22 protein-coding genes and 3 tRNA genes are annotated in these 20,052 nt (G+C 66.5%); 18 read left to right on the forward strand and 7 right to left on the reverse strand.

All coding sequences use genetic code 11. The features are described from left to right. Positions 1-352 precede the first annotated feature (352 nt). Together H9656_RS05580 and H9656_RS05585 are read left to right on the forward strand one after the other, a co-directional pair. Positions 353-427 (forward strand) — tRNA-Thr (locus H9656_RS05580). A gap of 238 nt (positions 428-665) precedes the next feature. After that, positions 666-3,929 (forward strand): amidohydrolase family protein, encoded by a 3,264-nt coding sequence (locus H9656_RS05585; RefSeq protein ID WP_191743207.1) that lies wholly within the window; start codon positions 666-668, stop codon positions 3,927-3,929. Between the two features lie 109 nt (positions 3,930-4,038). Here the strand turns inward: H9656_RS05585 and H9656_RS05590 are convergent, their stop codons facing one another. The 4 genes from H9656_RS05590 to H9656_RS05605 all read right to left on the reverse strand — a co-directional run bounded on the left by H9656_RS05590 (position 4,039) and on the right by H9656_RS05605 (position 7,552). Next, entirely contained in the window at positions 4,039-4,707 is a 669-nt protein-coding gene (locus tag H9656_RS05590) for a DedA family protein (RefSeq protein ID WP_191743208.1), read from the reverse strand. 119 nt (positions 4,708-4,826) lie between these two features. After that, complete coding sequence (locus H9656_RS05595) at positions 4,827-5,456, reverse strand: hypothetical protein (RefSeq protein ID WP_225212237.1); 630 nt, start codon at positions 5,454-5,456, stop codon at positions 4,827-4,829. Positions 5,457-5,505: 49 nt separating this feature from the next. Further along, entirely contained in the window at positions 5,506-5,997 is a 492-nt protein-coding gene (msrB, locus tag H9656_RS05600) for a peptide-methionine (R)-S-oxide reductase MsrB (protein ID WP_191743210.1), read from the reverse strand. Positions 5,998-6,067: 70 nt separating this feature from the next. Next, positions 6,068-7,552 (reverse strand): hypothetical protein, encoded by a 1,485-nt coding sequence (locus H9656_RS05605; RefSeq protein ID WP_191743211.1) that lies wholly within the window; start codon positions 7,550-7,552, stop codon positions 6,068-6,070. A gap of 180 nt (positions 7,553-7,732) precedes the next feature. Between H9656_RS05605 and H9656_RS05610 the strand changes: the two genes are divergently transcribed. After that, entirely contained in the window at positions 7,733-8,143 is a 411-nt protein-coding gene (locus H9656_RS05610) for a DUF805 domain-containing protein (protein ID WP_191743212.1), read from the forward strand. Here the strand turns inward: H9656_RS05610 and lipB are convergent. Beyond that, positions 8,119-8,835 (reverse strand): lipoyl(octanoyl) transferase LipB, encoded by a 717-nt coding sequence (gene lipB, locus H9656_RS05615; RefSeq protein WP_191743213.1) that lies wholly within the window; start codon positions 8,833-8,835, stop codon positions 8,119-8,121. The two genes, H9656_RS05610 and lipB, sit on opposite strands and share 25 nt — an antisense overlap. A 12-nt stretch (positions 8,836-8,847) precedes the next feature. Between lipB and H9656_RS05620 the strand changes: the two genes are divergently transcribed. The 7 genes from H9656_RS05620 (at position 8,848) to H9656_RS05650 (ending at position 13,921) form a co-directional block, all read left to right on the forward strand. Then, positions 8,848-9,153 carry a FliM/FliN family flagellar motor switch protein gene (locus tag H9656_RS05620; RefSeq protein WP_191743214.1) on the forward strand — a complete coding sequence of 102 codons (306 nt, stop codon included), beginning with the start codon at positions 8,848-8,850 and terminating at the stop codon, positions 9,151-9,153. Between the two features lie 106 nt (positions 9,154-9,259). Further along, positions 9,260-9,344, forward strand: a tRNA-Leu gene (locus H9656_RS05625). A gap of 64 nt (positions 9,345-9,408) precedes the next feature. Continuing rightward, positions 9,409-10,827, forward strand: coding sequence for a magnesium transporter (gene mgtE / locus H9656_RS05630; protein WP_191743215.1), 1,419 nt, complete (start codon positions 9,409-9,411; stop codon positions 10,825-10,827). Positions 10,828-10,917: 90 nt separating this feature from the next. Further along, positions 10,918-11,742: a lysozyme gene (locus H9656_RS05635; protein ID WP_191743216.1), complete on the forward strand. Its 825-nt coding sequence runs from the start codon at positions 10,918-10,920 to the stop codon at positions 11,740-11,742. Between the two features lie 44 nt (positions 11,743-11,786). Continuing rightward, the gene (locus H9656_RS05640) at positions 11,787-12,950 is read left to right on the forward strand and encodes an isovaleryl-CoA dehydrogenase (protein WP_191743217.1); all 1,164 of its coding nucleotides are present in this window, start codon (positions 11,787-11,789) and stop codon (positions 12,948-12,950) included. 51 nt (positions 12,951-13,001) lie between these two features. Beyond that, complete coding sequence (locus tag H9656_RS05645) at positions 13,002-13,190, forward strand: DUF3008 family protein (protein ID WP_191743218.1); 189 nt, start codon at positions 13,002-13,004, stop codon at positions 13,188-13,190. A gap of 92 nt (positions 13,191-13,282) precedes the next feature. Beyond that, the gene (locus H9656_RS05650; RefSeq protein WP_191743219.1) at positions 13,283-13,921 is read left to right on the forward strand and encodes an exopolysaccharide biosynthesis protein; all 639 of its coding nucleotides are present in this window, start codon (positions 13,283-13,285) and stop codon (positions 13,919-13,921) included. Positions 13,922-13,928: 7 nt separating this feature from the next. On the opposite strand, the gene flaF is transcribed toward H9656_RS05650, so the two are convergent. Together flaF and flbT are read right to left on the reverse strand one after the other, a co-directional pair. After that, entirely contained in the window at positions 13,929-14,291 is a 363-nt protein-coding gene (gene flaF, locus H9656_RS05655; protein WP_191743220.1) for a flagellar biosynthesis regulator FlaF, read from the reverse strand. Then, positions 14,251-14,676 (reverse strand): flagellar biosynthesis repressor FlbT, encoded by a 426-nt coding sequence (flbT, locus tag H9656_RS05660; protein ID WP_191743221.1) that lies wholly within the window; start codon positions 14,674-14,676, stop codon positions 14,251-14,253. The genes flaF and flbT overlap by 41 nt, the downstream gene beginning before the upstream one ends. Positions 14,677-14,842: 166 nt before the next feature. Between flbT and H9656_RS05665 the strand changes: the two genes are divergently transcribed. The 8 genes from H9656_RS05665 (at position 14,843) to H9656_RS05700 (ending at position 19,713) form a co-directional block, all read left to right on the forward strand. Then, positions 14,843-15,265, forward strand: a complete 423-nt coding sequence (locus H9656_RS05665; protein ID WP_191743222.1) for a hypothetical protein — start codon at positions 14,843-14,845, stop codon at positions 15,263-15,265. Continuing rightward, positions 15,262-15,480 (forward strand): hypothetical protein, encoded by a 219-nt coding sequence (locus H9656_RS05670; protein ID WP_191743223.1) that lies wholly within the window; start codon positions 15,262-15,264, stop codon positions 15,478-15,480. Before H9656_RS05665 ends, H9656_RS05670 begins: the two co-directional genes overlap by 4 nt. A gap of 70 nt (positions 15,481-15,550) precedes the next feature. After that, positions 15,551-16,411 (forward strand): AAA family ATPase, encoded by an 861-nt coding sequence (locus H9656_RS05675; RefSeq protein ID WP_191743224.1) that lies wholly within the window; start codon positions 15,551-15,553, stop codon positions 16,409-16,411. Positions 16,412-16,505: 94 nt separating this feature from the next. Continuing rightward, positions 16,506-17,378 carry a methyltransferase type 11 gene (locus H9656_RS05680; protein ID WP_191743225.1) on the forward strand — a complete coding sequence of 291 codons (873 nt, stop codon included), beginning with the start codon at positions 16,506-16,508 and terminating at the stop codon, positions 17,376-17,378. A 154-nt stretch (positions 17,379-17,532) separates the two neighbouring features. Further along, complete coding sequence (locus H9656_RS05685; protein WP_191743756.1) at positions 17,533-18,126, forward strand: YfbR-like 5'-deoxynucleotidase; 594 nt, start codon at positions 17,533-17,535, stop codon at positions 18,124-18,126. An 8-nt stretch (positions 18,127-18,134) separates the two neighbouring features. Beyond that, positions 18,135-19,088 carry an NUDIX hydrolase gene (locus H9656_RS05690; protein ID WP_191743757.1) on the forward strand — a complete coding sequence of 318 codons (954 nt, stop codon included), beginning with the start codon at positions 18,135-18,137 and terminating at the stop codon, positions 19,086-19,088. A 97-nt stretch (positions 19,089-19,185) separates the two neighbouring features. Continuing rightward, a tRNA-Ser gene (locus H9656_RS05695) sits at positions 19,186-19,275 on the forward strand. Between the two features lie 225 nt (positions 19,276-19,500). Then, positions 19,501-19,713, forward strand: a complete 213-nt coding sequence (locus H9656_RS05700; protein ID WP_191743226.1) for a hypothetical protein — start codon at positions 19,501-19,503, stop codon at positions 19,711-19,713. Positions 19,714-20,052 lie beyond the last annotated feature (339 nt).

The following is a 20,052-nucleotide window of genomic DNA, read 5'->3' on the forward strand; positions in this document are numbered from 1 at the left end:
ATCTAGCAAGCCTCGCGGCGCAGGCGAAAGGCCGGAACGTCGCAAGCGAGAGACTTTCAGTTGGTTTCCTTGGCCGGCCTCGCGCCGCCTGCTCCGGGCGCCTTGCGGCGACGAAGATTCGTACGCAGCGCGGCCGCCAGACGCGCCGTTCGCTCCGCCTTGGCGGAGGCGGCCGGACCGGGGCCTGTATTGGCGAAAGGAGGCGTTGCGGCGTCAAGGCCCGCCTCATCGTCGTCTTTGGTCGGCTTATCCATGGCCGCAGCAGACCGCGCCCAAAGATTTTGATCAAGCATGCATTTTGGGCTTGGCCCGGCGAAAACCTTTGGCTATACGGCCGCTTCCTCAGTGACCCGCCGCCGTAGCTCAGTGGTAGAGCGCATCCTTGGTAAGGCTGAGGTCGGCAGTTCAATCCTGCCCGGCGGCACCATCGGAGCCCAAACCTGCAAGGTTTGGGCTCCGGCCATTTCTGGCCCCCTTCCCCGATAAAAGCTGCGGCTCTGCAAGGCGTCAGGCTAGTGTGCCCAGCCCTTGGGCCACTGTGCGGCCGCTGCGCCGACAGCCCGAAGAATATTCGGGGCCGTTGGCCTTATCCCGACTAGCCAAGGTCCCGCTGCTGCCGTTAGCCTCGCCTCATCTGTATACGTTTGATAGCCGAGGGGGCTTTCATGAAGCGCGTTCTAATGACTACGGCTGCGGCTTTGACCGTGGCTTTTCCAGCCTTCGCCCAGGAATCTAACCCGACTGCGACGGCAAAATGGGACGTTCAGAACCCCATCGGCGCCCAGCGCGACATCAATATCAACGTCGACGAAGGCACGTGGATGGCCGTCGATGTCAGCCCTGACGGCCGCGAGATCATTTTCGACCTGCTGGGCGACCTCTATGTGATGCCCATCAGCGGCGGCGAGGCCCGTCCGATCGCCTCGGGCGTATCCTGGGACATGCAGCCTCGTTATTCGCCGGACGGCCGCTTCATCGCCTTCACCTCGGATCGCGGCGGCGGCGACAACCTGTGGGTCATGGATCGCGACGGCTCCAACCCGCGCCAGGTGTCCAACGAGACCTTCCGCCTGCTGAACTCGCCGACCTGGACGCCGGACAGCCAGTTCGTCGTCGGCCGCAAGCACTTCACCTCTTCGCGCTCGCTGGGCGCGGGCGAGATGTGGATGTACCACCGCGCAGGCGGCGGCAGCGGCGTGCAACTGACCGAGCGCCGCACCCAGCAGAAGGACACGGGCGAGCCCGCCTTCTCGCCCGACGGCCGCTACATGTACTTCAGCGACGACGCCACGCCGGGCGGCGTGTTTGAATATTCCAAGGACCCGAACACCCAACTGTATGTGATCCGCCGCCTGGATCGCGAAACCGGAGAGATCAAGCCGTTCGTCACCGGCCCCGGCGGCTCGGTGCGCCCGACGCCCTCCCCGGACGGCAAGTCGCTCGCCTTCGTGCGCCGGGACCGTTACCAGTCGGTCCTCTACGTCATGGATCTGGAATCAGGCCGCGAGACGCCGATCTACGACGCCCTGGACCGCGACATGCAGGAGACCTGGGCCATTCACGGCGTCTATCCGGGCTTCGCCTGGACGCCGGACAACGGCTCCATCGTCATCTGGGCCGGCGGCAAGATTCGCCACATCGACGTGGCCTCCAAGGCCGTCAGCGAGATCCCCTTCCGCGTCACCGACACCCGCCGGGTGCAGGAGACGGCCCGCTTCCCCGTCGAGGTGGCGCCCGAAAAGTTCGACGTGAAGATGATCCGCTGGGCCCAGACCTCGCCCGACGGCTCCAAGGTGGTGTTCGAAGCCCTGGGCAATCTGTGGGTGCGCGATCTGCGCAACGGGGTGGCTGGAACGCCCCGCCGACTGACGCGCCAGAGTGATCATTTCGAACTCTATCCGTCCTGGTCGCGCGACGGCCGCTCGATCGTCTACACGACCTGGAGCGACGACAAGCTCGGCTCCATCCGCGTCGTCCCTGTCGCAGGCGGCGAAGGCCGGACCATCACGACCAATCCCGGCCACTATCTGGAGCCGCGCTTCTCGCCGGACGGCCAGACGGTCGTCTATCGCAGCTCCAGCGACGGCTATCTGCGCTCGGCCCTGTGGAGCCGCGAGCCGGGCGTCTATCGCGTCTCCGTGCGCGGGGGCGAGCCTGTGAAGATCACCGACGCGGGGACGAACCCGCAGTTCGGCGCCCGTAACGACCGCATCTTCCTCAGCGCCCGCGAAGGGGACAAGCGCGTCCTGAAGTCCATGAACCTGTCGGGCCAGGACGAGCGCACGCATCTGAGCAGCGAGTGGGCTGCGGAATTCTCCATCTCGCCCGACGAGCGCTGGATCGCCTGGACCGAGCGCTTCAACGCCTATGTCGCCCCCTTCGCCTCGACCGGTCGCGCGATCACGGTCAGCGCCGACAGCAAGGCCCTGCCGCAGACGCGCGTGACGCATGACGCCGGCGAGTGGCTGCATTGGTCGGGCGACTCTCGCCAGTTGCAGTGGTCGATGGGGCCGGAGCTGTTCTCGCGCCCGCTGAGCGACAGCTTCGCCTTCATGGACGGCGCGCCGGCCGACCTGCCCAAGCCGGCTGAGCATGGGATCAAGATCGGCTTCACCGCCGACTACGCCCGTCCGACCGGCGTCACCGTCCTGTCCGGCGCGCGCCTGATCACCATGAACGGCGAGGAAGTCATCGAGGACGGCGTCGTCGTCATCAACGGCAACCGCATCGAGGCCATCGGCCCGCGCGCCTCTGTCACGGTTCCCGCCGGCGCGCGCGTCATGGATATGGCCGGTAAGACGATCATGCCCGGCCTGGTCGACGCTCACTGGCACGGCCGCATGGGCTCGGACGAGATCATCCCGCAGCAGAGCTGGGTGAACTACGCCGCCCTGGCCTTCGGCGTGACCACGCTGCACGACCCGTCCAACGACACCAGCGAGATCTTCGCCCACAGCGAACTGGCCAAGGCCGGGCGCGTGGTGTCGCCGCGCATCTTCTCGACCGGCACCATCCTGTACGGGGCGGCGACGCCTACGACAGCCGTGGTCAACAACCTGGACGACGCCCGCTCGCACCTGCGCCGGATGCAGGCCATCGGCGCCTGGAGCGTCAAGAGCTACAACCAGCCCCGCCGCGACCAGCGCCAGCAGATCATGCAGGCCGCCCGCGAACTGGGCATGATGGTCGTGCCCGAGGGCGGCTCCCTGTACCACGCCAACATGAGCATGCTGGTCGACGGCCACACCACGATCGAGCACTCGGTGCCGGTCGAGCGGATGTACGACGACGCGGTGCAACTGTGGTCGCAGACGGGTACGGCCTACACCCCGACGCTGATCGTGGGCTTCGGCGGCGCCTGGGGCGAGAATCACTGGTACGAAGTGGATGACGTCTGGAAGGATCCGATCCTGACCCAGTACGTGCCGCGCCGCATTCTGGACGCACGCTCGCGGCGTCCGGTGAAGACCCCGCCGGAAGAGCTGAACCACATCTCCATCGCCCGCGAATCCAAGCGGCTGATGGATCAGGGCGTCTCGGTCCAGATCGGCGCCCACGGCCAGCGTGAAGGCCTCGGCGCCCACTGGGAGCTGTGGATGTTCCAGCAGGGCGGGATGAGCGCCCACGAGGCCTTGCGCGTCGGCACCATCAACGGCGCCCGTGCGCTGGGCATGGACAAGGACATTGGCTCGCTGGAAGTCGGCAAACTGGCCGACCTGGTCGTGCTGGACGCCAACCCGCTGGAAAACCTGCGGGACTCGACCAAGATCAGCCACACCATGATCAACGGCCGCCTGTTCGATAACCGCATGAACGAGGTCGGCGGCGCCGAACGCAAGCCGTTCTGGTTCGAGAGCGAAGACGGTCAGGCCTGGAGCGCCTCGGGCACGGCTACGGCCGCCGAGAGCCACGGCCACACTCACGACTGATCTCGCCGCAGGGCAAGAACGCGAAAGGGCCCGGCTTCCGCCGGGCCCTTTTTCGTGGGCGCTGAGAACTGACCCTCATGCCCTCTAGGGCGGCATGAGACCGGGGAGCCTACTCCCCCAGGCCGCGCACCGAGGCTTCCAGCAGAGCGTTGCGCCGCGCCGCGCGCCCTTTCAGCCAGCGCATGGCAACAACCAGGGCGGCCACCACAACGCCGAACGCCAGCAGCCACAAGGTCGGATTGTGCGCCTCGCTCATCATCTCCAGTCGCGCCAGCCCCTTGGCTGCCAAATAGCCCGGCGCCAGCATAGCCAGCACCCACACGAAGGCCGAGGTCACGTTGGCGAACTGAAACACCCGCTGCCGCATATGCAGCACGCCCACCATCACCGGAACGAAGGCCCGCAAGGGGCCGAAGAAGCGGCCGATGAAGATCGAGGCCACGCCGTAGCGACGGCAGTAAAGGCGCGTCCAGGCCAGCTTGCGACGGTGCGGGACCAGCAGGTGGTGACGCAGCACGCGCGTGCCCAGCCGCCGGCCGATCCAGTAGGAAATGGCGTCGCCCATGACCGCGCCGATGACGCAGCCGCCGATGACGGTGAAGGGATCCAGCACGCCTGCGGCCACCAGTCCCCCTGCCGCGACCAGAAGCCCCGTCGCCGGCACGAAAGCGCCGATGACGACCAGCGACTCGAAAAAGGTCACTGCGCCAAGGATCACGCCGGCCCACATGGCGTTGCGGGCGATGAAGTCGGCGGCCGAAGTAAGTAAGCTGTCCATACTGATCCTTTGCCCGAGGGCATATGGGATCAGGAGCTACCAAGGGAATGCGACGATGCGACGCCCGGCCCTAAAAAAGGTCGGCGTGGCCTATGGGACGCACTTTATCGGCGCTCTGACTATCGATGAGCGTCGCCGCCACGGTCGCGGGCCGGCTCGGCCTGCCTCTCGTCCGTGCTAAAGGGTCGGATATGGCTGGGGCGGTCGTGCGGGCTGCGCACCCCCATAGGCCCTGGCATGGCGCCATAGGCGTCGCGCCAGCCGTAGCCGTTCAGCCCATACCGTCCCGCCTCATAGCCATAGGGCGTGTAGCCGTAGGGCCCGTAGCCATAGGCCCATGGCGCATTCTTGGTCTGGCTGACGCTGAGATTGAGGGTGCCGTTCTCGCCCAGCGGCATGGAGACGGCGGCCGCAAAGTCGCGATAGCCGCCGGTGCCGATCCCGGCGCTGACCTCGCCGTGCATCTTGCGCGGCGCAGCCTCTTCCCACGCATCCGCCCATTGCTCGACCGGGCGCGCATCGCCCTTGCCTTCGCCGATCCAACGGGAAATCTGGTCTGCGGTGCTCAGGCCGTGCGGAACCGCCGTCTGCAACGTCACCGACGGCGAAGCATCCGCGACCGTCTCGGCCAGGGCGTCTGCGCTGGCGGTCGGCACGGCCCCAGGCCCCGCTCGCGGCGCGGTCGAAACCACGCCTTCGGGATCGTAGCTCGCCAGCAAGAGAGAGGCGGTCATGAGTTCGATCAGCATACGCATCTACTCCCGTTCATGATCACCCTACCCTCAAATGAGGCCAAGGTCAGGCGGTCCCATCGCCGCGCCCCAACGGATCCGGCAGCGCGCCCCCTTCAGCCACGAAGCTCAACGCGACCGAGTTGATGCAGTAGCGCAGGCCCGTGGGCGGCGGACCATCGGGGAAAACGTGGCCCTGGTGGCTGTCGCAGCGGGCGCAGCGCGTCTCGACCCTCACCATGCCATGGCTGTCGTCGCGCACGGCGCGGACGTGGGCCGGATCAACCGGCTGGGTGAAGCTGGGCCAGCCGGTGCCGCTCTCGAACTTGGTCCCCGACCGAAACAGCGGCAGGCCGCATTCGCGACAGCAGAACACCCCTGCCCGCTTTTCGCCCAGCAGGGTGCCGCAAAACGGCGCCTCGGTGCCGTGGGCCAGCAGCACGCGCTTCTCTTCAGGCGACAGATCGGCCTCCAGCGCCACGCGCTGGCTGTCGGTCGGCGGCGTCAGGTCAAAGCCGGAGGCGGAGCGCATAGGTGTGTGAGAATCGGTCTGGGTCATGGCTCTCAAATAGGAAGGGCCGGACGGTCGTTCCACCGTCCGGCCCTCAATAGCCTCGTGATCGTTCGGATCAGGCGCCGAACAGACCATTCACCCAGGCGCGGACGGCCGTCTCATCGGTGGCGTCGCCCGTGTAGGCCAGCGCCCCCGCAGGCGCGTACGGCGCGTTATTGCCGCGCTGACGCGTCGTCCAGGCCTTATGGCCATAGCTCAGGTCAGCGTAGTTGGACGGCAGGCGCAGGACGGTCGGCTCGATGAAGATGGTGTCCTCGGCCGTCGTGGAACCGGCGATGCGCACGTTCGGCAGGCGGCTCAGCAGGTCCAGCGTGTCCAGGCAACCGCCCGAGCAGCCGGCATCGACCAGCACGATCACCTGACCCTGCACCGGATTGGCGGCGCCGGTGTCCGGGGTCGCCGGACGGCCCGGCATGACGAAGGTCGGCTGACCGGCGGCGATGGCGCTGTCGAAGGCGGCGACGATGGCCTGCGTCTGTTCGATCACTGCGCCCGATTCCTGAACGAAGCGCGGGTCCGCCTGCATCCGGTTCAGGGTGTCGGCGAACCACTGGCGGTTGCCGGGCGTGGCGCGATAGGTGATCTGACCCGCTTCCGGCTGGCGGCTGACGGTGAACTCCGGCGACCAGATGCGGTTGGCCAGCCCATAGCCGCGCGAGGTGGCGTTGACCGACGAACCGACGGCGCCGCGCAGATCCAGTACAAAGCCCTGCGGGCCGCGAATGGCGGCGGATTGGGCCTCGACCTGGGCGAAGAAGGCGTCCCAGGCGGCGTCATCGGCCAAGGAGTGAACATTCACCCACGGACGGCCGTCAACCGTCTCAACCGACAGCGGCGCGCCAGACGGCACGTAGACCGAGGCGCGATAGGCGGCTTCAAGGTTCTGAGCCGTGGCCGGCTGCGGCGACAGGGTGAAGCTGCGAGCGCGGCGCCCGACCTGGAATTCGCAGGTGCTGGGCACGCCCGTCGTCATCGGGTTGTTGCGGTTCCACAGCAGATACGGGGCGCTGCGGACACGACCGGCTTCGGTCGTCAGATCACCCTCGAACTGGTCCAGCTTGGCCTTGGCCAGGTTCTCGATCGGCTCGGCGTTGCAGCTCTTGAGTACGGCGCCCAGCGGCGGCGCACCGCGCACGCCGTCCTGCACATAGGAAACGACGTACTGGCCATTGCGCCAGGCCGTGGCCACGCCGGGCCAGCTGGTGGCGAAGTACGGGCCGAGGCCCTCGTAGGTGGGGCGGGCGGCGATGTTGGAATCGCGGAAGCCGTTGGCGTACCAGCGCAGCAGATAGGCGTGGCTGTCGCCGCTGTTGACCTGTCCGGCCTTGGACTGTGCTTCTTGCAGACCGGCGTCGAGCCAGCTGCGGAAGTTCGCGCTCGCCTCACCCGGCACCACGGCCGCGGGGTGGTTGTCGCGCAGGGCCGCGTGCATGGCCTGAAGGTCCTGCCGCGCCAGATCGCTGAAGTTCTGGGCCGAAGCGGCCGAAGCGGCGAAGGTCAGGGCCAGGGCGGCCGCGGATGCGCAAAGCAAGCGTTGCATGAGGGAATCTCCCGGTGTCCGTCTAAAACGCGGTGTCGCCGGGTTTTAAACTCATTAACGGCGCCGTCGCCACCCCTGCGTCGAATTGCGCAGCTTATTCACCCTGCGCCGCTCACCCCCGCCCCATGCTATTTTGATGGCTGGCGCCGCCGAGGCGAATGGGGTCAAAAGGCAGCGCTCATGATCGCTTTGACCGACCTTTTCCTGACTTCGACTGGACGCGTGGGACGCGCCCGCTTCATTGCGGCGACCGCCGTGCTGTTGAGCCTGTGGGCTGTCGTCGATTTACGGCTAGGGCTCGCCCTGCCCGCTTGGCTTCATGCCTTGATCGCGGCCGCCTTTCTTTACGGCGGCTTATGCGTGCTGTCCCAGCGCCTGCATGACCGGGGACGCTCGGGCTGGTGGAGCGGGCCGATCCTGCTGATCTTCGCGCTGGCCTGGCCCCAGCCGACCGCGCTGCTGGACTGGGTCGCCACGGCGGGACTGGCGTTGGCGGCCGTCGACCTTGCGATCCTGCCGGGCCAGAAGGCCTTTAACCGCTACGGCGCCGCACCGGGCGCCCGACGTCACAGCGGCGCGACGCCCGGCTGAACCGGCCCAAACACCCGCTGGAAGGATGACTTCAGCGCGTCGTCCGCCTCATCCATCGTCGCCAGTACGCCCAGATCCACCAGGCTGGTCACGCCATGTTCGGTGATGCCGCACGGCACGATGCCGCCGAAATGGTCGAGGTCCGGCTCCACGTTCAGGCTGATCCCGTGAAAGCTGACCCATTTGCGGACCTTGACGCCGATGGCGGCGATCTTGTCCTCGCGGCTCCAGCCCGCGCCCTTGCGCTCGACCCAGACGCCGACGCGGCCCTCGCGCATTCCGGCCTCGACGCCGAAGCGGTCCAGGGCGCCGATGATCCAGTCCTCCAGCCCGTGAACGAAGCCCCGCACGTCCTTGCCGCGCTTGTTCAGGTCCAGCATCACATAGACCACGCGTTGGCCCGGCCCATGATAGGTGAACTGTCCGCCCCGGCCCGTCCGGTGCACCGGAAAGCGATCCGGCGCCAGCAGGTCGTCGTCCTTGGCCGAGACGCCTGCGGTGTAGAGCGGCGGATGCTCCAGCAGCCAGACCAGCTCCTCGGCCTCTCCAGCCGCGATGGCGGCCACGCGCGCCTCCATGGCGGCCTCGGCGGCGGCGTAGTCGACATAGCCGGACGACAGCGCCCACTGGACGGGGCGCCCGTCCTCGCGGAGCAGGCTGCGTTGGGAAGAGTTTAACGGGTCGGCAAGCATGATGCCCTCAATGTGGGGCCGAACGCGGCGGCGCAAGGGCCGCCCGTTGATTTGCGAGTATCCTCTTTGAGCCAGATCGAAGCCGTCGATGTCGAGATTTCGGTCGTGCTGGGCCGTTCGGTCTTGCCGATGCAGCAACTGCTGCGCATGGGCCGGGGCGCGGTGATCCCGCTGGACGCCTCGGAAAAGGACGAGGTCTGGATCCTGGCCAACAACCACCCTGTCGCGCGCGGCGAGATCGAGATTCGCGACGACCGCATCGCCATCACCGTGACCCGGCCGGCTGACGTCTATGACTTCATGGCGGGCGCGGCCTGAGCCTTCCGACTCCCATTGGGAGAAGAATTGCTCGCCTCGCCTCATTTTCCGCAAAACGCTCTTTTCTTTCCGCTCTCTCTCCGCTATTGCCCGCCCTCCGATGCGAGCGGTCGTGGCGGAATTGGTAGACGCGCAGCGTTGAGGTCGCTGTGGGGCAACCCGTGGAAGTTCGAGTCTTCTCGACCGCACCATCTGATCTGACAGGGCGAATCTCGGCTAGATACGGCTGATACCAACTGCAGAGGAGGCAGACACGTGACCAACACGGATTACGCCCCTCTGCGCCCCGAAGACCCGCAGCTGCAAGACGAAGATCACGCCGCCCTCGGTGAAGACTACGCCCTGACGGCGGCCTTCGTCGAAAAGGTCGTGGACGCGGCGGACGACGGCGACGGCATGCGGCTTCGCAGCCTGCTCGAGAATCTTCACCCCGCCGACGTCGCCGATCTCATGGGCTTCCTGACGGCCGAGCACCGCTCCGTCGTGGTCCAGTGGCTGCCGCCCGACCTGCTGGCTGAATCCCTCCCGGAGATGGACGACGGCATCCGCGAGCAGGTGCTGGAGCGCGTCCCCTCGGCGACCCTGGCCGAAGCCCTGCAGGAGCTCGATTCGGACGACGCCGCCTCGGTGGTCGAAGACCTTGAGGACGATCAGCGCGAACGCGTGCTGGCCGCCATGCCCGAGGTTGAACGCGCCGCCATCGAATCCTCCCTGGGCTATGAAGAGGATTCGGCTGGCCGCCTGATGCAGCGCGAGTTCATGGCCGCGCCGCAGTTCTGGAACGTCGGCGACACCATCGATCACGTCCGCGCCCAGGGCGACGACCTGCCTGAGCTCTTCTTCGACATCTATGTCGTCGATCCGATGAACCGCCCGGTCGGCGGCGTCGCCATCAGCCGGATGCTGCGCAGCCCGCGCTCCACGCCGCTGGTCGATCTGATGGAGCCGGTCAACGTCATCGAGGTGGACGTCGATCAGGAAGAAGTCGCCTATATCTTCGAAAAGTACCACCTGATCTCGGCCCCCGTCGTCGATACGGGCGGGCGGCTGGTCGGCCAGCTGACCGTCGATGACGTCGTCAACATCATTCAGGAAGAGAACCGCGAGGACATCCTGCGTCTGGCCGGCGTCTCGGACGAGGACCGCTCGTCCAGCGTGCTGGAGATCGTGCGCGGTCGGGTGCCGTGGCTAGGCATCAACCTGTTCACCGCCGTCCTGGGCGCCAGTGTCATCGCTCTGTTCGAGGGCACGATCCAGGAGATCGTCGCCCTGGCCGTGCTGATGCCCATCGTCTCGGCCATCGGCGGCAACGCGGGGACTCAGGCTCTGACCGTCACCGTGCGCGCGCTGGCGACGCGCGAGCTGAACGCGTCGAACGCCCTGCGCACCTTCTGGCGCGAGATGGCCGTCGGCCTGGCCAACGGCTTCATTCTGGCGCCGCTGATCGGCCTGGCGGCAGGTTTCTGGTTCCAGGATTGGCGCATCGGCGCCGTCATCGGAACAGCCATGATCCTGAACCTGCTGGTCGCCGCCAGCGTGGGGGTGCTGACGCCTTTGACCCTGGCCAAGCTGAAGTTCGACCCGGCCGTGTCCTCGGCGGTGTTCGTGACGGCGACCACAGACTTCTTCGGCTTCCTGATCTTCCTCGGGCTGGCGACCATGGTCCTGCTGTAAATCTGACCTGAAACGGCCCGGCCCGTTTCGGAACAAGGCTTGCTCAGCCCTGGTCGGGGCGAGAACGCCCGTTTCGAATTGGGTCAGTCCGTGTCCGCAGCCGCGCCGCAACGCCGCAAGGTCTCTCGCGAAGGCCTTCTGCTGATCAAGAGCTTCGAGGGCTTTCGCCCGCGCACCGTGCTGCGCCGCGACGGGACCCCCGTCATCGGCTATGGCCACTCGCGCTCCGCCCGCCCCGGCGCCGTGGTCAGCGAGGCCGAGGCCGAACTGCTGCTGCAATACGACCTGATGCCTATCGTGGCCCTGTTGAACGAGCGGGTGCGCCTGCCGCTGAACCAGCATCAGTTCGACGCCCTGGCCAGCTTCATCTTCTCCATCGGACTGGAGCGCTTTCAGGGTTCCGACGTGCTGGAGAAGCTGGACGCCCACGCCCTGACCGAGGCCGCCGACGCCCTGTCCGCTTGGCCCGAGCGCGCCTCGCCGCCGGTCGACGCCCTGTATCGCCGTCGCTCGTCCGAACGCGCCCTGTTCGACACTGCGCCCGACCAGCCCGCCCCGCTGGACGCCCTGCTGACCGCCCCCGTGCGAGGTCCCGGCGCCGAAGCGACGCCCACCGACGCCGCACCGCCCAGCATGCCCGTCCTCCGTCACGAAAAGCGCGCCGCCAAAGACTCCGCGAGCGACGCAGCTTTGGGCGACAAGGGCGCCGTCCTGTTCATCGGCGGCGTCGGCGCCCTGGCCTTCGCTGCCGGGATCGCCGCCTTCCGACGCGCGCTTAACGCCCCGGCTTCAGGCGACGCCGCGGTGCTGATCGGCGCCGGCCTGGCGGCCGCGGGTCTGGTCTTTATCGGGGTCGCCGCCTGGAGCTTCCTGCGCGGCAAGGATCGCCCCGCAGAGCACAAACAGTCGCGCTAACGGGAGTCTTTGCGAAGGCCGCTCGCGATGCTACGCCATTGGGCATGAGCATTCCCTTCGCGCCCCAATCCATGGAATTCGGCCTCGGCGAGACCGCTGACGCCATCCGCGACACCACCGCCCGCTGGGCCGCCGAACGGCTGGCCCCGCGCGCCGCCGAAATCGACGAGAAGAACGAGTTCGCCCGCGACCTGTGGCCCGAGATGGGCGAACTGGGCCTGCACGGCATCACGGTCGAAGAAGAGTTCGGCGGCCTCGGCCTCGGCTACCTCGAACACGTGGTGGCGATGGAGGAGGTGTCGCGCGCCTCGGCCTCGATCGGCCTGAGCTACGGCGCCCACTCCAACCTGTGCGTCAACCAGATCCGTCGCTGGGGCACGCCCGAGCAGAAGGCGAAATACCTGCCCAAGCTGATCTCGGGCGAACACGTCGGCTCCCTGGCCATGTCCGAGGCCGGCTCGGGCTCGGACGTCATGTCCATGCGCACCCGCGCCGAGAAGAAGGGCGACCGCTACGTCCTGAACGGGACCAAGTTCTGGATCACCAACGCCCCGTCGGCCGACACACTGGTGGTCTATGCGCGCACCGGCGAGGGTAACGGCGGCGTCACCGCCTTCCTGATCGAAAAGGGCATGAAGGGCTTCAGCGTCTCCAAGAAGCTGGACAAGATGGGCATGCGCGGCTCGGACACCGCCGAACTGGTGTTCGAGGATTGCGAAGTCCCCGAAGAGAACATCATGGGCGGCGAAGGGCGCGGCGCGGCCGTGCTGATGAGCGGCCTGGACTATGAGCGCGCCGTGCTGTCGGCCGGTCCGCTGGGCATCATGCAGGCGGCGCTGGACGTGGTCCTGCCCTACGTCCGCGACCGCAAGCAGTTCGGCAAGGCCATCGGCAGCTTCCAGCTGATGCAGGCCAAGGTGGCCGACATGTACGTCGCCCTGAACAGCGCGCGCGCCTATGTCTATGCGGTGGCCCGCGCCTGCGACCAGGGCAAGACCACCCGCTATGACGCCGCCGGAGCGATCCTGCTGGCCTCCGAGAACGCCGTGAAGGTTTCGCTGGAGGCCGTCCAGGCGCTGGGCGGAGCCGGCTACACCAAGGAATGGCCGGTCGAACGTCTGGTCCGTGACGCCAAACTCTACGACATCGGCGCCGGCACCAATGAAATCCGCCGCTTCCTGATCGGCCGCGAGCTGCTGGGAAGCTGACGGAACCCTTGAGGCGGGCGGGCGCTTGCTCCTTCTCGAAAGGAGCTCGTCATGCCCGCCAAGTCCGCCGCCCAGCAGAAAGCCGCCGGAGCCGCCCTGTCGGCCAAGCGCGGCGATACGCCCAAGTCCAAGCTGAAGGGCGCGTCGAAATCCATGATGGAATCGATGAGCGAGGAGCAGCTTGAGGAGTTCGCCCACACCAAGCGCAAGGGCAAACCCGAACACGTCTCGAAGCATTAGGCGTCTAGTGCACCGCAACCGTAGCAGTGGGGATGGCGCAAGGCGCTGCGGCCTCCTAACTACGCGTATGACATCGTTCTGAGTCTCGCTTTATGACGTTCGTTTCCGCCCCACCGCCCGATGAGGGACGGACCTTTTCCGACGTGCTGGAGCAACTGGGCCAGGGCGAGGCGGAGAAACTGTCTCTGCGCGAGATGATCGAGGCGTTTGGCGAGCGGGGTTTCGGCGCAGTCATCCTGATGCTGGCCTTGATGGCGCTGTTTCCCTGGCCGCCGGGCGGCAAGGCGGTGTTTTCAGTTCCCATCATCCTGATCGCCGCCGAGTTGGCGCTGCAGCGAGACAAGGTTTGGCTGCCCCGCTGGCTGCTGAACCTGTCAGTAAACCGCCAGTCCTATCGCACCGCCACGGCGAAGCTCCTGCCCCGCCTGCGCAGAGTGGAGCGCCTCACCCGCCCCCGCTGGCCTGCGCTGACGGGAGAGATCGCCGACAACGTCATCGGCGTAATCTGCATTCTACTGGCCCTGATGATGGCGTTGCCAGTGCCCTTCGGCGACGCCCTGCCCGGCCTGACGCTCGCCCTATTCGGCCTGGGAATCATACAGCGGGACGGAGCCTTCATCCTCGCCGGCTTGTTCGGCACGGCGGCCTGCGGCGTCTATCTGGCTGTGGTGTGGACCACTGTGGTGGCTGTGGTTTCGGGCATCGCGCACTGGGCGGCGAACTTGTTCTAGAAGCAGCTCAGCCTGCGTCCGTCTGACCGCTGAGCCCCTGCATGATCATGCGATTGATCTCGATCAGGGTGGAGAAATCGTCCTCGCCGCGCATCACTTCGGACGTGTTGCGGCTGACGAACAGACTCAGGGAAATGAACTGCGCCCGCATCGCCTGCGGGAGGGCGTTGTCGGGGTCTGAACAGGCCGTCGCCAGCGTCGACCATAGGCGCCGGTTCCAGTCCAACGCATCCATTCGACCGACGACATCCGACTTTTCCAGGGTCGAGGCGTGCATCAGGGCGCGCGTCACCTGGCCGAACAGCCGGTACTCCATTGCGCGCGGGGATTCAGCCCGCGTCGCCGCCGTTTTGTACGCCTGAAGCGACATTACCGAGCCTTTGATCTTCGTAATCAACGATTTTGCGAGCGCCCATCAGGGCCTTGTAATACTGGCGCGCCAGGACGTGCTTCGAGCAGGCGACGCATTCCGTCAGGATATCCGGATTGCGCACCGCGCCCATGAACTCGGTCAGGCGCAGGGCGAACTCATCATAGAATTTCGGCGCGTCGGCCTCATCAAGATACATCATCATGACGGGGAAATAGATGCGGCGCGCAGGGCTGTTGACGTCCTCGGGCTGCATGATGTCCTTCTCGCGCAGGACGCTGGCCTTGTTCTGCAGGATCAGGACGCCGCGACGGTCGCCGTTCTGGACGACGGCTCCGTTCAAGACGAATTTCTCGCCGGGTTTCAGCGACAGTTTCAGAGGCAAGGGAAGGTCTCCGTGGCGCCGCCTTCACCGTGACGGCCGGCCGCTGACGAACTGTAAACCGACGTGGTTAACCATCCCTTCACTTCGCGTCCTTCCACCGTCACAACCGCATAGGCGGGAACGCCCTGCCGAGCCGGGCCGTTGATCTCTCGGAAGGGAGACGATGATGCCAGGACCAGACTTCGACACCGACGCCCAGGATCAGGCCGAGGTCTATGACGAAACCCATCTGGACGACGACGGCGACGGCGATCTGTCGTTTGACGAGGCCGAGGACGTTCTGGACGTCACGCAGCTCGACGGCGACGCAGACGCCGAGCGGTTCGACGAAGATCACCTCGACCTGGACGCCGAGCTGGCTCTGGACGGCATCGAGGCCGAAGCGGACGCCCTGCTGGGAGTCGACAGCATTCGGCTGAGCCAGGCGGACGGCGACGGCGCCACAGCCTCCAGCGCCGACGAGGTGGAGCTGGTCTACGCCGGCTTGATGCGCAACCAGCGGGGGGCCCAAGCCAGCGCCGCTCACTGGGAAGCCAAACGTCTCTCCGACGACGACATAGAGGACCTGGGCTACGGCCCTGACAAATGAGGGATTTCATGACGGAACATCAACCGACCAAGGCTCAGCAAGAGGCCGACCCCAACACGCCGCCCGCTAAGCGCGCCCCTCATCAGGAAGGGAAGACCGACCAGCTCAAAGATAAGGAGAAGGACGCCGAGAACCGTCAGGAAGCGCTCATTGACGAAGGCGTCGAAGAAACCTTCCCCGCCAGCGACCCGGTGTCGGCTAAGCGCATCACCTGATCCTGCCGCCCGTTCACGAGCATCTCTTTAAGCTACCTGCTCCCTTCCCCCGGAATGGAGCAGGTTTCGCATGAGCCGGTTCGAAGGCACGTCCAACTACATCGCCACCGACGACCTGAAGGTCGCCGTCAACGCCGCCGTGGCGCTGGAACGGCCGCTGCTGATCAAGGGCGAGCCCGGCACGGGCAAGACGGTGCTGGCCTATGAACTGGCGCGCGCGCTGAACGCGCCACTGATCACCTGGCACGTCAAGTCCACGACCAAGGCGCACAACGGCCTTTACGAATACGACGCCGTGTCCCGCCTGCGCGACAGCCAACTGGGCGACGAGCGCGTGCACGACGTCCGCAACTATTTGAAGAAGGGCAAGCTGTGGGAGGCCTTCACCGCCCCGGTCCGCCCCGTCCTGCTGATCGACGAGATCGACAAGGCCGACATCGAGTTCCCCAACGACCTGCTGCAGGAACTCGACCGCATGGAGTTCTACGTCCAGGAGACGGACGAGACGATCCGCGCCGAGGTCCGCCCCGTCGTCGTCATCACCTCGAACAATGAGAAGGAATTGCCGGACGCATTCCTGCGTCGCTGTTTCTTCCACTACATCCGCTTTCCTGACGCGCAGACCATGCAGGACATCGTCGAGGTCCACTTCCCCGGCATCAAGCCGCGCCTGGTCTCCGAGGCGCTGAAGACCTTCTATGAGATCCGCGACACGCCGGGCCTGAAGAAGAAGCCTTCGACATCCGAACTGCTCGACTGGTTGAAGCTGCTTCTGGTCGATGACGTCTCGCCGGAAACGTTACGTGAAAAGACGCCTGGGAAGTTGATCCCGCCGTTGCATGGAGCCCTGTTGAAGAACGAGCAGGACGTGCATCTGTTCGAGCGCCTGGCCTTCATGACCCGCCGCGAAGGCGCCCGCCCCGGCGGTTGATTTTCGCCCTGTTTCAGTCGTCATTCGGTTACCGCGATTTCACTAGGCCCGCGGCGTTTAGGGCCCACAATCAGGCCATTAAGTGGAGCCGACTATGCAACACATGACTTGGCCTGTGATCGCCCTGACGCTGATGGCCGCCGCCTGCGACAACCCCAGCACGGTGCGCATCACCACCTCCTCGACCTCGGATTCGTCCGGCGTCTTGAAGGTTGTTGACGCCTTGCAATGCCCTCAGACCCAGGGGGTTCTGACGCGCAAGGGTTCGGCTCGCGCCGATGGCTCCTGCCTCTATGGCGGGCCACGCGGTTCGGAAGTCATCCTGCAACTGGTCCAACTGAACGGCCGCTCGTCCGCCGAGGCTCTCAAACTCTTCGAGAATCGCCTGACCTCCGACCTCCCCGAGGCGATGGCCCAGGTTGAGGCGGAGAACGCACGCGTCGAGGCTGAGGCTGCGAAGGCCGATGCGGACGCCGCCCGCGCCGATGCCGATGCGTCCCGCGCCGCCGCCGAGGCCGAGGTCGAAGCCGCCGCCGGCGATTCCGCCCAGGTCCGGATGCCCGGCCTGCGCGTCGACGCCCAGGGCGACAAGGCCACCGTTCGCCTGCCCGGCATGCGCATCGACGCCGACGGCGACCGCGCCAACATCCGCATCGGCGGCCTGACCATTCGCGCCGACGACAAGTCCAGCCGCGTCAACGTCTCGTCCGCAAACGACGCGGTGAAGATCGACGCCGCCGACGGCGCCGCCCGCGTCCGCACAAGCGGCTCCGGCGAGGCCGTACGCGCCACTTTTCTGATGACCGGCAAGGAAGCCTCGGCCAGCGGCTGGCGCACCGTAGGCTATGAGGCGCGTGGCCCGGTGGGCGGGCCGGTCGTCGTCGCCACTGTCCGCAGCAAGGACCGCGACCCGGACCGCCTGTTCGACGCGGCCAAGGCGCTGGTGACGCTTAACGTCGGCGATTAACCCCCATCTATCGCAACGGTCGCCCTTGATCGCGCGTTCGGTCTGAGTCACCAGCCTGAGCATGCGCAACATCAAGACCTTGGCCGAAGAAATCGAAGACGCCGGCCCCGCGCCCCGAGTCCGCAAGCCCAAGCCGCCCCGCGCCTGGCAGCGGATGCTGTCGGGCCGCCGCCTGGACCTGCTCGATCCCTCGCCCTTCGACATCGAGATCGAGGACATCGCCCACGGCCTGGCCCGCGTCGCCCGCTGGAACGGCCAGACCATCGGCGAACACGCCTTCTCGGTCGCGCAGCACTCGCTCGTCGTTGAGGAGATCGCTGCCCATATCCGGCCGGGGCTGGAGCCGAAATGGCGCCTGGCCGCCCTGCTGCACGACGCCTCGGAATACGTCATCGGCGACATGATCTCGCCGTTCAAATCGGCGCTGGGCGCCAGCTACAAGGATTTCGAGGCCCGTCTGGAGGCGGCCATCCACGTCCGTTTCCAGCTGCCGCCCAAGACGCCGCAGACGATCAAGACCCTGATCAAAAAGGCCGACAAGGCCTGCGCCTTCTACGAAGCCACCCAGTTGGCCGGCTTCACCCGTCGAGAGTCGCTACAGATCTTCGGCAGCCCGCCCCAGGGCTATGATCTGGTGATCGAGCCGCTGCCGGCCGCGGTGGCCCAGCAACGCTATCTGGACCGCTACCGTGTTCTGGCCGAAGCTGTCGGCATCCTGCCCGGCGCCGACGCCTGGCATACCGAATAGGACGCTTGATGAAGCTTGGGGGCGAACAGGGCGTGCGGATCGGTCTGTCGGCCGTGGTCATCGCCCTGCGCGACCGTCAGGCCGTGCTGCTGACAACCCATGCTCCGGACGGCGCCGCCGCCCTGCCCTTCGGCCCCTTCGACCCCGCACGCGACCGCACGTTCGAACTGGCCCTGCGCGCCTTCGTCACCGAACAGACCGGCTTCCCGCTCGGCTTTGTCGAGCAGCTCTACACCTTCGGGGACGCCGGTCGCGCCTCGCCCCGCGCCACGCCGGGGCCGGAACGCGCGCGCGAAGTCTCGGTCGGCTATCTGGCCCTGACCGCCGAGGCGCCAGACGCCCCCGGCTTCGCGTCGGGCAGAGACGCCGCCTGGACGCCCGTGTTCGACATCTTTCCCTGGGAGGATTGGCGTCAGGGCCGGCCCGCCATGCTGGCGAGCCTGCGTTCAGACCTGTCCGACTGGGCCGGGAACGACGCTGCCCGACGCGGACGCGCCGAGTCCCTGTTCGCCTTCTCGCCCGACGCGCGCTGGAACGAGGAGCGCGTGCTGGAACGCTACGAACTCCTCTATGAGGCGGGGCTCGTCGCCGAATCCGCGCGTGATCATGACCGCCCCATCCCGGCGCCTCTGGGTGACCTGTCGATGGCCTCGGACCACCGCCGAATCGTGGCCACCGGCCTTGGCCGGCTGCGCTCCAAGCTGAAGTACCGCCCGGTGCTTTTCGACCTGACGCCGCAGACCTTCACCCTGTCCGCCCTGCAGAGCGCCGCCGAGGCGGTGGCGGGCCTTTCGCTACACAAGCAGAACTTCCGGCGCGGCGTCGAGCGCACTGGTCTGGTCCAGCCCACCGGCGTTTTCGCCAGCGACACCGGAGGCCGTCCGGCCGAACTTTTTCGCTATGTCGGCCCCGATCCGGCAGGCGGCGCCCCTTCGGGCCTGGCGCTTCCCGGACTGCGTTGAAGCGACAGTCGATTTTCTTCGACATACGGCTTGCAGCCCGGCACGGCTTTCATTACAGAGGCCGCTCGCTCAGCCCCATTAGGGACTATCGACCCGCGGAGAGGTGGCAGAGTGGTTGAATGTACCGCACTCGAAATGCGGCGTACGTGGAAGCGTACCGGGGGTTCGAATCCCCCCCTCTCCGCCACACACTTTCCTTCCTGAAATTGTAGAATTGCGCTCCCGCCCGATAGCTTGGGTGGTTGGACGGCCAGGCGCGCCATCTTCATGCCGGAGTTACGAGCGTCTCACTGGGGCGACTTGGATTTCCCGTCAGTTCCCGCCCCGTTTCCAAACTTTTCGTGTAGCGCTGCTGTAGGAACCGGCTTCACCCCTGTCGCTTGACTTCACTCAATCAACAGGGAGAACCGCCATGACCGACGTCCAACCGAACGACCCCAATCGCGACGACGAGACCGGCCTCGATGGCGACGAGGTCGAAGCTGGCCGAGCCGCCCGGAAGGCGGCCGCCAATCAAGATTCAGAGCAAACCAGCAACCCCGCTGACCGAAGCGCGACGCCGTCAACCGGCGGCGCTGGCGCTGCTGGCGCCGGTGGTCCCAAGGGCTTTGGCACAGGAACCTGAACAGTGTGGAGGGGAGAGGGTGAGAGCTACGACCTCGTTCTCCCCTCCTTCGCAGGGAGAAGACGATGACGGCAAACGATCAAGACCCTCGCAGCCCCGCTGACAAAGACAGCCTCCAGGCGCAGGCCCGCCGCGAGACCGATGACGCAGAACGTCGCGACCGACAAGCCGATCCCAGCGTCACCACCCCTCAACCGGACGGAGACCCTGACCAACGCCGAAGGCTGGAAGCAGAAGCCGCCAAGACTCCTCCGCCGCCGGCGCCGATCGCCAACCCGGATTGAGCCGTCGAAAGGTCAGACAGAAGCCGCGACCCAACTGGAGCCCATTCGTTGAGAT

It is taken from the genome of Brevundimonas guildfordensis (assembly GCF_014836405.1).
Taxonomy (GTDB): domain Bacteria; phylum Pseudomonadota; class Alphaproteobacteria; order Caulobacterales; family Caulobacteraceae; genus Brevundimonas; species Brevundimonas guildfordensis.

Excerpts from the sequence above, each read along its gene's own strand:
- H9656_RS05585 (WP_191743207.1), top strand. The coding sequence starts at position 666 with ATGAAGCGCGTTCTAATGACTACGGCTGCGGCTTTGACCGTGGCTTTT.
- H9656_RS05650 (WP_191743219.1), top strand. The coding sequence starts at position 13,283 with ATGACGTTCGTTTCCGCCCCACCGCCCGATGAGGGACGGACCTTTTCC.
- H9656_RS05605 (WP_191743211.1), bottom strand. The coding sequence starts at position 7,552 with ATGCAACGCTTGCTTTGCGCATCCGCGGCCGCCCTGGCCCTGACCTTC.
- H9656_RS05645 (WP_191743218.1), top strand. The coding sequence starts at position 13,002 with ATGCCCGCCAAGTCCGCCGCCCAGCAGAAAGCCGCCGGAGCCGCCCTG.
- H9656_RS05690 (WP_191743757.1), top strand. The coding sequence starts at position 18,135 with ATGAAGCTTGGGGGCGAACAGGGCGTGCGGATCGGTCTGTCGGCCGTG.
- lipB (WP_191743213.1), bottom strand. The coding sequence starts at position 8,835 with ATGCTTGCCGACCCGTTAAACTCTTCCCAACGCAGCCTGCTCCGCGAG.
- flaF (WP_191743220.1), bottom strand. The coding sequence starts at position 14,291 with ATGTCGCTTCAGGCGTACAAAACGGCGGCGACGCGGGCTGAATCCCCG.
- H9656_RS05680 (WP_191743225.1), top strand. The coding sequence starts at position 16,506 with ATGCAACACATGACTTGGCCTGTGATCGCCCTGACGCTGATGGCCGCC.
- H9656_RS05675 (WP_191743224.1), top strand. The coding sequence starts at position 15,551 with ATGAGCCGGTTCGAAGGCACGTCCAACTACATCGCCACCGACGACCTG.
- H9656_RS05700 (WP_191743226.1), top strand. The coding sequence starts at position 19,501 with ATGACCGACGTCCAACCGAACGACCCCAATCGCGACGACGAGACCGGC.
- H9656_RS05685 (WP_191743756.1), top strand. The coding sequence starts at position 17,533 with ATGCTGTCGGGCCGCCGCCTGGACCTGCTCGATCCCTCGCCCTTCGAC.
- H9656_RS05610 (WP_191743212.1), top strand. The coding sequence starts at position 7,733 with ATGATCGCTTTGACCGACCTTTTCCTGACTTCGACTGGACGCGTGGGA.
- msrB (WP_191743210.1), bottom strand. The coding sequence starts at position 5,997 with ATGACCCAGACCGATTCTCACACACCTATGCGCTCCGCCTCCGGCTTT.
- H9656_RS05640 (WP_191743217.1), top strand. The coding sequence starts at position 11,787 with ATGAGCATTCCCTTCGCGCCCCAATCCATGGAATTCGGCCTCGGCGAG.
- H9656_RS05595 (WP_225212237.1), bottom strand. The coding sequence starts at position 5,456 with ATGCTGATCGAACTCATGACCGCCTCTCTCTTGCTGGCGAGCTACGAT.
- H9656_RS05670 (WP_191743223.1), top strand. The coding sequence starts at position 15,262 with ATGAGGGATTTCATGACGGAACATCAACCGACCAAGGCTCAGCAAGAG.
- H9656_RS05665 (WP_191743222.1), top strand. The coding sequence starts at position 14,843 with ATGCCAGGACCAGACTTCGACACCGACGCCCAGGATCAGGCCGAGGTC.
- H9656_RS05590 (WP_191743208.1), bottom strand. The coding sequence starts at position 4,707 with ATGGACAGCTTACTTACTTCGGCCGCCGACTTCATCGCCCGCAACGCC.